Origin of the sequence: Streptomyces durocortorensis, assembly GCF_016901035.1 — a bacterium.
In the GTDB taxonomy this organism is placed as follows: Bacteria; Actinomycetota; Actinomycetes; order Streptomycetales; family Streptomycetaceae; genus Streptomyces; species Streptomyces durocortorensis.
This window is the reverse complement of record NZ_JAFEUF010000233.1, coordinates 1-10,432: the sequence shown is the minus strand read 5'-3', so window position 1 is coordinate 10,432 and position 10,432 is coordinate 1. Positions and strand designations below refer to the sequence as shown.

Below are 10,432 nucleotides of genomic sequence, written 5' to 3'. Positions count from 1 at the left end.
CACACACACCGTCGCCGTCCCGTCGCCGAGGACGGGCGACACCCACGCCCACCCGGGGTACGCCCCCATACCCCCCCCGGGACCGCCCGACAACGACTTTGACGGCATACAGACGCGCCCCGGGAGCGCCCCCCGCCCTCGGCCGGGGGCGGGCCCGTTGCACCCCCGGTCCCCCCCACTCCCCCGCCCGCCACTCCGCCCGCCTCACAGCCCGACGACGGTGACCGCGCTCTCCAGGCCCTTGAAGTCGTCGGCGTTGCGCGTGAAGAGCGGCAGATCCCGGACCGATGCGATGGAGGCGATCATCAGGTCGATCCGGCGCGGCCGCGGGTCGCGCCGGGCCGCGAGGACGAGAGCGACGAGGGTTCCATAGCGTGCGGCGGCTTCCGCGTCGAAGGGCAGCGGTTCGAAGTCGGCCACCGCCGCCCCGAGCTTCTCCATCCGGGCCGCCCGCACCAACGGGTCCTTCGCCATGGCCACACCCTGCTGGAGCTCCGCCAGCGAGAGGGCGGTGAGGGCGGGCAGCTCGGGCAGCCGTCCCGGCTCCAGCACATCGAGGTCAATATAGGTACAGGTGTCGAGCACTCCTGCGCGGTACCGCTCAGCCACCGTTGCGCTCCCACACGTCATCGTCGCCGACCCGGTCCTCCGCGCCGAAGAACTCGTCCGCCTCTCGACGCAGCAGCGCACCGTCCACCCGCGGCAGCCGCCGATGCCGGGCCACGAGCTCCTCGGCGCCGAGCTGCCGCTTGCGGCTGAGCGGGCGCAGTTCGGCGACCTCTATGCCGTTCCGGGTGATGTGGAAGGTCTCGCCGCCCTCCACCGCGTCCATGACCTCGGCGGACTTGTTACGGAACTCCCGCTGCGTGATGGTCTTCATCCCTCCACCGTAGCGCGGCGTGTCTCATGGTGCTACACCTGCTGCCGGTCCATGCGCCCCACGCCCCGGCCGGGCTCAGTGCGGTCCAATGGGCACCATGAGCGACCACACGCCGAGCCCGTTCCAGGACCTCCTGCACGCCCAGCGCGTCTGGGACACCGAGCTGCCCGCCTTCGCCCCGGAGACGGCCCCGCCCGCGCCCCTCCCCCTCTTCCACACCTGGTTCGCCGAGGCCGTGGCGGCGGGACAGCCCGAGCCGCACGCGATGGCGCTGGCCACGGCCGACGCCGAGGGCCTTCCCGACGTCCGCACGCTGCTCCTGCACGGCGCGGACGAGCGGGGCTTCCACTTCGCCTCCCACGCCACCAGCGCCAAGGGCCACCAGCTCGCCGCCCGCCCGCACGCCGCGCTCGGCTTCTACTGGCCCGCGCAGGGCCGGCAGGTACGGGTCCGGGGCCCCGTCGTCCGCTGCACCCCGGCCGAGAGCCACGCCGATCTGCACGCCCGGTCCACGGGGGCGCTCGCCGCCGCGCTGACCGGGGCGCAGAGCGAGGTCGTCGGCTCGGTGGCAGCCCTCCACCGGGCGGCGGACGCGGCCTGGGAGCGGGCGCAGGCGGAGCCGGACACGGAGGCCCCGACCTGGACCCGGTACGTGGTCGAACCGGCCGAGGTGGAGTTCTTCCAGGGCGACGCCCGCCGCCGCCACATCCGGCTGCGCTACCGCCGTACGCCGGGCGGCACCGGCGGCGCGTGGACGCGCGAGCTGCTCTGGCCCTGAGGCTGCCCCCTTCAGCGCCTTGACCCGGTTTCAACAGGAAGAGGGCACTATGGGAAGAAGGTGAGTCGCAGGAGGTACCGATGCCACGAGCCCGTTCGCGTTACGCCCCCGACCGGGGCCTGACCGGTCGCATGGTCACCACCATGTTCCTGATCGGTCTGCTCTACGTCGTCTTCGTGGGCGTGCTCCTCGCGGCGCTGCGGGGCTCCTGGCCGATCATCCTGATCATCACGGGCGGCCTGTTCGTCGCCCAGTTCTGGTTCTCCGACCGCATCGCCGCGTACGGCATGGGGGCCCGCGAGGTCACCCCCGAACAGGCTCCCGAACTGCACGGCGCCATCGACCGGATCTGCGCCCTGGCGGACATGCCGAAGCCCAAGGTGGCCATCGCCGAGAGCGACGTACCGAACGCCTTCGCCACCGGCCGCAGCGAGAAGACGGCCCTGGTCTGCGCGACGACGGGCCTGCTCCGCAGACTGGAGCCGGAGGAGCTGGAGGGCGTCCTCGCCCACGAGATGTCGCACGTCGCACACCGGGACGTGGCGGTCATGACGATCGCCTCGTTCCTCGGCGTCCTGGCGGGCATCATCACGCGCATCGCGCTCTGGGGCGGCTTCGCGCGCAGCCGCCCCGGCAACGACCCGGCGGGCATCCTGCTCCTGCTCATCCCGCTGATCAGCGCCGTCGTGTACGCGATCAGCTTCCTGCTGACCCGGCTGCTCTCCCGCTACCGCGAGCTGTCCGCCGACCGGGCCGCCGCCCTGCTCACCGGCCGTCCCTCCGCGCTCGCCTCGGCCCTGACGAAGGTCAGCGGGCAGATGGCCCGCATCCCGACCGAGGACCTGCGGAAGGCCGAGCCGTACAACGCGTTCTACTTCATGCCCGCGTTCTCCGCGAAGGAGTCCCTGGGCCGGCTGTTCTCCTCCCACCCGACGCTGGAACAGCGCCTGGACCAGCTGTCCCGGATCTCCACCGACCTGTCCCGTTAAGGAGCCGTTTCCGTGGGCCTGCTCGACGCGATCCTCGGCCGGAGCAAACCGGTCCGCCCCGACCTCGACCAGCTCTTCGCCGTGCCCTCCGCCGCTCTCACCCTCCAGGCCGCGACCGGCTTCACCCCGACCGGCCGGGGCTCGGTCTGCTTCGCGGGCGTGGAGGGCGGCGGCTTCGCCCGGCTCCAGGAGGACGTACGTGAACTGCTGGACGCGGACACCGAGCGCGGCGGCATCCCGGTGGAGTTCAGCCGGGACGCGTACGGCTACACCTGGCTGCTCGCCACCCACCCGGCCGACGACACGGCGGGCCTGGTCAACGACCTGCACGCGGTGAACACGATGCTCCAGGACGGCGGATTCGGCCCGCACCTGCTGTGCTCGCTGATCGGCTTCCGGGACACGGAGGGCGCCGACGGCCGGTCACTGGCCCTGGTGTACCTCTACAAGCGCGGCACGTTCTACCCGTTCGCCCCGCTGCCCGGCGCCGCCGAGAAGCGGGACAACCAGCTGGAACTCCAGGTGCGCGGCGCCCTCGGCGACGACCTCCGGGTGGAGAAGGACCTGTCCCGCTGGTTCCCGGTGTGGGGCGCGCCGGGGCTGTGAACTCTCACAGCGGCCTTACGGCACCTCACCAGCGGACCGGCACCTTCCGCTCCCCCTGAGCGAAGAGCCCCGAGAACCGGCCTCCCGGCCTCCCGTCCGGGCCGAGCGTCGGGCAGCGGGCGAGGAGGGTACGGAAGACGATGCGCCCTTCGAGGCGGGCGAGCGGGGCGCCGAGGCAGTAGTGGATACCGTGGCCGAACGCCAGGTGCCCCCGGCCCCTGGCCCCTGCGCGGCGGATGTCGAAGCGGTCCGGTGCGGCGAAGCGGGCCGGATCCCGACCGGCGTCCCCCAGGGCGATCAGGACCACAGCACCCGCGGGCACGGACCGGCCGCCGATCTCCAGCGGCTCGACCGCCACGCGCGGCGGTGCGGTCTCCACCGGGGCGTCGTAGCGCAGCATCTCCTCCACCGCCCCCTCCACGAGGCCGTCCAGGTCGCTGCGGAGGAGGGCGAACTGGTCGGGGTGGGCGAAGAGCGCACGGGCGCCCTTGCAGAGGAAGTTCACCGTGGACTCGTGCCCGGCCAGGAGCAGCAGGAGCGCCATCGAGAGCAGCTCGTCCTCGCTCATCCGGTCCCCGCCCTCGTCGACCGTGTGGATCAGGTCGCTGAGCAGGTCGTCCGCCGGTGTCGCGCGCTTGGCGGCGATCAGCCCGCCGAGATACGGCACCGCCTCCGCCTGCGCCGCCCGGACCGCCTCCGGACCGGTGGGTGCGGTGATCTCGTCGGACCATGCCCGGAAGGCGTCCCGGTCCAGGTCCGGAATGCCGAGCAGTTCGCAGATGACGGTCATCCGCAGCGGGTAGGCCAGCGCGTCCACAAGGTCGGCGCGACGGTCCTCGGCGGAGAGCATGGCGGTCACCAGCCCGTCGGTGACCTCCTGGATGCGTGGGGCGAGAGCGGCGACGCGGCGCGGGGTGAAGGCGCGGGCGGCCAGCCGCCGCAGCCGGGTGTGGTCCGGCGGGTCGCTCAGCAGCATGTGGGCGTTGCCGGGGCCATCGGGGACGGGCGGGGCTTCGAGGCCGGTGGCCAGGTGCCCGTTGCGCGGCCAGTCGCGGCTGAGCCGGGGGTCGGTCAGCGCTTCCCGGCAGGCGTCATGGCCGACGACGAGCCAGAACCGGTCCTTCTCCCCCGCGCGGATCTCGTGCACAGGCCCTCTGGCCCGCAGCACGGCATAGGCGGGATACGGATCGGAACCGAAATCCGCATCGATGTCGAGGAGATCCACCGCGGCCTGCTCCGCCACAACAGCTCCCCCTGGTGGGTCCGGATGGGACCGGCCGGGTCGCCCGCCACTTCATCCCGTCAATCCTTCTGCCTTCATCGCGAGTTGCTGAAACTTTTCCCGTAACTCTGTTTATCGACAGTCCCCTTGGGCTATGCCTCACACCGTTGCTGTCCCCCATGGCAGAGGAGTGTCAGATGGCCAAGCGCATGCTGTACAAGGCTGCGAGCAAGCTCGGCTTCACCACCAAGGGAGCCGCCGGGGCCTACCCCTGGATCCCGTAGCCTCCGCAGCACGTCAGGCTTGACGGACGGCCCGGCCCCGCCAGTCGGGGCGGGCCGTCCTCCGACCCAGGGGCGTCACGTTGACCGAACAGACCATGCCCCGGCCTCCGGTACGTACGGGCGTGACACAGGCCGGGCTGATGGAGCAGTACGAGAAGGACCGCCTCGGCCATCTCCTGGCCTCGGTCGAACGGCACGGCCCGGTGGTGGAGCTGACCGAGGGCACCGTCCTGGTGAACGACCCGGCCGCCGTCCACGACGTACTCCGCCGTACCAACACCGACTTCCTCGTCACCGGCAACATCCGGCGCGACGAGGTCAGCGGAGTGCGCGGCGACCCGGCCACCGAAGCGTGGATGCGGGGCCGGCGTGCCACCCAGAAGGGCATGTCGCCCCCGGCTCTGGAGGCCCACCGGGCCTGGCTGGCCGAGGAGACCGAGCGGCTGTGCGACCGGTGGCGGGCCCGTTCCTCCGTCACCGACCCCGTCGCCGAACTGGAACAGCTCTCCGCCCGCTCCTTCGCCCGCTTCTGCTTCGGCACCCGCGACGCCGGATCCGCCGCTCCGCGCACCGGCGACCTGCTGAACGCCCTGACCCCGCTGATCAGCAGCCCGTTCCACTTCCCGCCTGCCGTACGCCGCTTCCTGCCCCGCTACCGCCGCTCGGTCAACGCGCAGAAGAACCTGGAGGCGGAGCTGCGACGGGTGCTCGACGGGCCGGGCGAGGGCGGGCTCGTCGACGCACTGGCCGCCGCCGGGCTGGACGCCGAGGCAACCGTACGCATGCTGGTCTCCAACGGCCTGGCCTCCTACCGAGTCCCGGCCGCCGCCGTCACCTGGGCCTTGGTGGCGCTGGCCCGCGAGCCGGATGTCGCCGAGGAGTGCGCCGCCGCCGTGGACCCGGGCAGCAGCGCGGTCACCCCGGACATCCTGCGCTGGACGATCGCCGAGTCCCTGCGCCTGTGGCCGCCCAACTGGCTGATCCTGCGCACGGCCAACGGCGAGCAGAGCTGCGGCGGGTGGAGCGTACCGGCGGGCGCGGCGGTCATGATCTCGCCGTACGTCGTGCACCGCACCGCACCGGTGTTCACCGACCCCATGGCGTTCCGCCCACACCGCTGGGCGTCGCTCCAGCCGGCTGCCGGGGAGTACCTCCCGTACGGCATCGGCAGCCGCTGGTGCGTCGGCAAGGCGCTGGCCGACCTGGAGCTGGCAACCGTCCTGGCCACCCTCGTGGCCCGGCTCCGCTTCACCGTGGAACACATGGACCCGCTGCCGGACGTACGGACGACGCTGCTCCCGGCTCACCTCACCCTCGGAGTGCGGCCCCGCTGACGGTGGCGTGGTCCAGGAACGCGGTCCAGGCGGCCGGGGCGACGGCGAACGTGGGGCCGTCGATGACCTTGGAGTCGCGGACGTGGACGGTGTGGGGGCAGGTGGCGACCTCGACGCAGGCGTCCTCGAAGTCGCCGCTGTGGCTGGACTATCAGGCGTCGGCCTCCTGCGGGTTCAGCGTGATGCCGTGGACCGTGGGCCCCAGGCGCGCCCGGTAGCGGCGGACGCCCCAGCTGCGGTGCTCCAGCTCGGCGGCGACCAGGACGTCCGCCGCGTTCACCTGGCCGGGGACCAGTTCCACCAGGGCGGCCACCGGGTGGTCGCCCACCAGCGGCAGCCGGCGCAGGGCGCGGAACTCCCACTGCGGGTCCGGCTGGGATGCTCCGTGCCCCCGTACGATCCACTCCTCCCGGCCGGGGCCCGGCTCCGGCTGCTGCCGCTCCACGCCCAGGTCGACGACGCCGGTGCTGACGGTGAAGCTGAGTCCGGTGCCGGGGCCGGCCGCCGCCGGGCGGGTGCGCTCGCCGGGGTCGATGAGGCGGGCGACGGGCCGCAGGGCCGGGTCGGGTGTGGAGAGGGAGAGGGCGAGGGAGGCGTGCCGGAACGTGCCCGGGGCCTGCGGGGTCTCCGGGCGGAACGAGCACACCAGCAGCAGGTGGCGGTAGTCCCGCCCGGGCGTGGACCGGACGTGGGCGTGCCAGTCGGCGGGGGCGCTCGCGTGATCGGCGGGCAGCAGGTCCCAGCCGAAGGTGAGTCGGCCGTGCAGCGGCTCCGGGGTCCGCGTTCGCCCCGGGCCGCCCGGTGAGCCGAGGGTGCGCTCCGGTTCGAGGGCGACGTCGTGCAGCTGGATCTCGGTCATGCGGTGGCTCCCTCGGTCATGCGGTGGCTCCCCTGCTCCGGCCTCGTAGAAAGGTGAAGGCTCCCCAGTCGCGGTACTGCGGGTACCGGGCCCGGGTGGCGGTCTGCGCCTCGCGGAACGCCCGCTCGGGGTCGTCGGCGAGGTCGGCCCGCTGGTGCAGGCTCTGGAAGAAGTACGCGGCCGGTTCGGGGCGTACGGCCCACAGGCAGCCGACGACGGCCTGCACTCCGGCGGTGATCAGGGCGGCCGGGACGCCGCGCACGTTGTCCGCCCGGTCGAAGCGGCCCAGCGCCGATTCGCAGGCGGCGAGGGTGACCAGGCGGACGCCGCTCAGGTCGAGTTCGAGGAAGTCGTGGGCGAAGACCCGGCCGTCGTCGTCCTCGTCCGGGGTGAGGTAGAGGCAGTGCAGCCAGGGGGCGTCCTGGTCCATCGTGCCGTGGACGGCGAGGTGGACCACGTCGGCGGTGGCCAGTTCGGCGAGCAGCCCGGCCCGGGTCGCGGCCGGGCCGGTCACCGCGTCCTCGCCGACCGCCGCGGCGACGGCCCGGGCGTGCTCGTCGAGCGCGGGTTCGGCGGACAGACCGTAGGGGACGCCGCCGGTGGCCGAGGCGATGACGGCGGTACGGCGCGGGCGCGGGCGTACGGGGAGGTCGGCGGGGACGAGCGCTTCGAGGCCCGCGATGGTGGTGACGGTCCAGTCGTCGGCGATCAGGCGGCCGTCGACGGAGCAGAGCGCGACCGGCAGGTAGTGGAGTGCGCCGTGCGGCCAGAGCAGCAGGCGGTCCTTGCCCTGGGCCCGCCACGCGGCCCACCGGTCGCCCATCACGAGCGGCAGTTCGTACCCCGTCAGCAGCCTGCGGCCCTCCGGTGTCACCTCACCGAAGAGCGGGTCGCGTTCGACCTCGGTGCGGACCGCCTCGACCAGATCGGCGACGGGATGCCGGTCGGCGTACGCCGCCGCGCTCTCGGGTCCGTCGTCGTCCGGATCGCCCAACTGCACGGTGATGGCGCTTCCTTCGCGGGTGACGGCGAGCAGGACGGCCGCGCCGTTCACGGCGGTCGGCAGGAACCAGGTGAGGAGCACACTGCGTTCGTCGAGGAATCCGCCGGTGCGCGCCCAGAGGTGCTGGTCGTCCACGAAGGCCGCTGACCGGGAGCGCAGTTCGTCGTCGATGAGGGACGAGATCCGGCGACGCAGGTTGCGTACGAACCGGTCGTCGTCGTGCCCCTCCTCCCCTGGGTCCGTGTCGAGGACGTTCAGCAGGTTCGCCGTCGCGCCTCCGGCAGCGGTGGGGCTCTCCAAGGAGCGAAGTTTCGCCAGGTAGTTGGCGATATGCGCGGGGCGGGTGACCGGGCCGTCGATCCTCCGCCAGGCCCCGGCCTCCGGCCCCTTGCCCGCCTGGTGGAGGCCGAGCATCAGCGCCACCGGCAACGACTCGATCCCGAGGGTCACCTGCCAGACGGCCGCGTGGACGAGATCGCGGAGCACCTCGCCGAGTGCGGGGGCGCCGCTGGTGTCGAAGTTCGGTACGTCGACGATGATCGCGTACACCGCGTTCTTGAGGGCGTCGCCGCTGAGGTTCGGCAGGTCCTGGAGGACGGGCAGCAGGCATGCCTGGGCCAGGTCTTGCTGGTTCAGCGAGGCGTAGGAGAGCGCCGCGTAGGTGGAGTGGCCCCAGGGGAAGGGCACCCGGTCGGAGACCGGCTCGCCCCGCTCGACCGCCAGGCGGTAGAGGTCCGCCGTCAGCAGTCTGACGACCGTGCTGTCCCCCGGTGCCGCCTGCCGCAGGAGGGCTGCGCCCAGCGCGGGCCGCCCCCGGTCGCGGGCGTGGGCGGCCGCGTGCAGGAGGGCGGCGGAGCGCTGGGCCGGGGTCCAGTCGGCCGGAAAGGACTCCGGGAAGGGGCCGAGGGGGTCGGAGTCGGGGCCCGCGCAGTCGGTGGGGTCGTCGGGCAGCGCGTGCAACCGGGCCTCGACGTGTTGCCGGCGCTGCGCGGGGCTCTGGGTGAGGGGAGAGCGGTCGGCCCAGTCCAGTACCGCGCGCAGGAGCGGCCGGTCGGCGCGTTCCCGGGCGAGGTGGATGCCCTGCTCCACGGTCCGGGCGGCGACGACTCCGCCGTACGCGGCGAGGAAGGCGGGCACGTCCGAGCCGAACACGTTCTCCCGTACGGTGTCGACGTACGTCGCGGGCGCGTCGCCCATCGACCGGAGCAGGAAGAGCACCAGATCCGGCGGCGCGGCGGCGCGTACGGCGAACAGGGCGTCGAACGCGGCCCGCGCGGTCGCCCGGTCCACGCCGCCGCCCTCCTCCTCCCCCTCCTCCGCCTCCTCTTCCGTGACCAGGGCCACCTGGGCCAGCGCGGCCAGGATCCGGGGGCGCAGCGCACTGCCCGGACCGCTCGCGCGTTCGTCCGACTCGGCAGCCCGTACCAGCAGGTCCCGGGCCTCGCCCCGTAACCGCGCGTCGAACAGCAACGGCCAGGTTCCGCCGAACCACGGCCGGTACAGCGGCGATCGGTACAGGTCCGCGGCGTGCTGGGCAGCCCGTACGGTCCCTTCCTCCCCGGCGTACGCGTCGCCGCCCAGGTCCTCCGGACCCCGGACCGCCAGCCGCAGCCGGGCGGCCGCCAGGAGCGCCGCCGCCAGGTCCGGAGAGCCGTCCGGGGAGCCCTCCAGCCGCTCGATCAGGCGGCCGGACAGCTCGTCGGCGTCCTCGAACACCGGGCGCTCGCACCGCTCCGCGAGCACCGGAGCCGCGCTCTCGACCGTACGCAGTGCCGCCTCCCGCCAGACCTCGTCGGCCCCGCACTCCTCCGCGACCTCGGTCACCAACCGCCAGTAGAGGTAAAGGAGATCGGCCGCTCCTCCCCGGCTCCGGACCGCATCGGCGACCAGCAGCTCCAGCAACGCCCCGGCGGACAGTCCGTGGACCTCCTCCGTCTCCCCCAGACCCCGGCGCACCCGCTCCAGCTCACGCGCGCGCCGCTTGGCCGCGTCGAGCGACAGCACTCGGTCCCGTACGTGAAGCACCAGCCCCAGCAGGGCGGAGACCGGGTCGAGGACGTAGGTGGGCGTGGGCGGCCCGGCGGCCTCGTGACCGGGCGGGCCGAATCGCACCCGGCCCGCACAGACCATCCCCTGCCGGGTCTCGTTGGCCAGCGCGGCAACCATGTCGTCGTCCGTAGGCAGCACATGGGACACGACCAGCACGAGCGAGCCCGCCCCGGACGCCGTCTCCAGCCAGCCGGCCGGCAGGTCCAGGTCGAGGTCGTAGGCCAGCTCCAGCCCACCGGGGCCATGTACGGAGACGACGCCCTCCTCGTCCCGGTGGACGCACCACCGACCGTCGACGGGGTCCGCGAACGGCAGCCCCTCCAGCGACGCGAGCGCCGCCAGCCCCCGCCCGTACGCCCGGGTGAACAGGCTTCCGCCCGGACCGGCTCCGGTGAACGGGCCGAGCCCCGCCCGCCCCACCGCCAGTC

General features: G+C 73.4%; 9 protein-coding genes and 1 pseudogene. 4 read left to right on the top strand and 6 right to left on the bottom strand.

Features of this window, described 5'->3' with window-relative positions; translation table 11 throughout:
- Nucleotides 1–204: 204 nt before the first annotated feature.
- Both JS521_RS29385 and JS521_RS29380 read right to left on the bottom strand, forming a co-directional pair.
- A complete protein-coding gene (locus tag JS521_RS29385) occupies nucleotides 205–609 on the bottom strand; it encodes a PIN domain-containing protein (RefSeq protein ID WP_205085976.1) in 405 nt (134 codons plus the stop codon).
- Nucleotides 602–880: a type II toxin-antitoxin system Phd/YefM family antitoxin gene (locus JS521_RS29380; protein WP_205085975.1), complete on the bottom strand. Its 279-nt coding sequence runs from the start codon at nucleotides 878–880 to the stop codon at nucleotides 602–604. Before JS521_RS29380 ends, JS521_RS29385 begins: the two co-directional genes overlap by 8 nt.
- Before the next feature lie 88 nt (nucleotides 881–968).
- On the opposite strand from JS521_RS29380, the gene JS521_RS29375 reads away from it, so the two are divergent.
- The 3 genes from JS521_RS29375 (at nucleotide 969) to pspAB (ending at nucleotide 3,253) form a co-directional block, all read left to right on the top strand.
- Nucleotides 969–1,658: a pyridoxine/pyridoxamine 5'-phosphate oxidase gene (locus tag JS521_RS29375; protein ID WP_372448627.1), complete on the top strand. Its 690-nt coding sequence runs from the start codon at nucleotides 969–971 to the stop codon at nucleotides 1,656–1,658.
- Between the two features lie 80 nt (nucleotides 1,659–1,738).
- On the top strand, nucleotides 1,739–2,647 hold the full coding sequence (gene htpX, locus JS521_RS29370; RefSeq protein WP_205085973.1) for a zinc metalloprotease HtpX: 909 nt from the start codon (nucleotides 1,739–1,741) through the stop codon (nucleotides 2,645–2,647).
- Between the two features lie 12 nt (nucleotides 2,648–2,659).
- Complete coding sequence (gene pspAB, locus JS521_RS29365) at nucleotides 2,660–3,253, top strand: PspA-associated protein PspAB (protein ID WP_205085972.1); 594 nt, start codon at nucleotides 2,660–2,662, stop codon at nucleotides 3,251–3,253.
- 25 nt (nucleotides 3,254–3,278) lie between these two features.
- Here the strand turns inward: pspAB and JS521_RS29360 are convergent, their stop codons facing one another.
- A complete protein-coding gene (locus tag JS521_RS29360) occupies nucleotides 3,279–4,496 on the bottom strand; it encodes a cytochrome P450 family protein (protein WP_205085971.1) in 1,218 nt (405 codons plus the stop codon).
- 343 nt (nucleotides 4,497–4,839) lie between these two features.
- Here JS521_RS29360 and JS521_RS29355 point away from each other — a divergent pair, with 343 nt between their 5' ends.
- Nucleotides 4,840–6,093, top strand: a complete 1,254-nt coding sequence (locus tag JS521_RS29355) for a cytochrome P450 (RefSeq protein ID WP_205085970.1) — start codon at nucleotides 4,840–4,842, stop codon at nucleotides 6,091–6,093.
- Here JS521_RS29355 and JS521_RS29350 read toward each other — a convergent pair.
- The 3 genes and pseudogenes from JS521_RS29350 to JS521_RS37280 all read right to left on the bottom strand — a co-directional run.
- Nucleotides 6,068–6,241: pseudogene (locus JS521_RS29350) on the bottom strand (DUF397 domain-containing protein); the annotation flags it as partial. The gene JS521_RS29355 and the pseudogene JS521_RS29350 overlap by 26 nt on opposite strands.
- Nucleotides 6,242–6,244: 3 nt before the next feature.
- Complete coding sequence (locus JS521_RS29345) at nucleotides 6,245–6,952, bottom strand: hypothetical protein (RefSeq protein WP_205085969.1); 708 nt, start codon at nucleotides 6,950–6,952, stop codon at nucleotides 6,245–6,247.
- 16 nt (nucleotides 6,953–6,968) lie between these two features.
- A partial coding sequence (locus JS521_RS37280) for a CHAT domain-containing protein (protein ID WP_205085968.1) occupies nucleotides 6,969–10,432 on the bottom strand: 3,464 nt, incomplete at its 5' end.

Bases quoted from the DNA above. Each gene is read 5' to 3' on its own strand.
- JS521_RS29375 (WP_372448627.1), top strand. From the start codon at position 969: ATGGGCACCATGAGCGACCACACGCCGAGCCCGTTCCAGGACCTCCTG.
- JS521_RS29380 (WP_205085975.1), bottom strand. From the start codon at position 880: ATGAAGACCATCACGCAGCGGGAGTTCCGTAACAAGTCCGCCGAGGTC.
- htpX (WP_205085973.1), top strand. From the start codon at position 1,739: ATGCCACGAGCCCGTTCGCGTTACGCCCCCGACCGGGGCCTGACCGGT.
- JS521_RS29345 (WP_205085969.1), bottom strand. From the start codon at position 6,952: ATGACCGAGATCCAGCTGCACGACGTCGCCCTCGAACCGGAGCGCACC.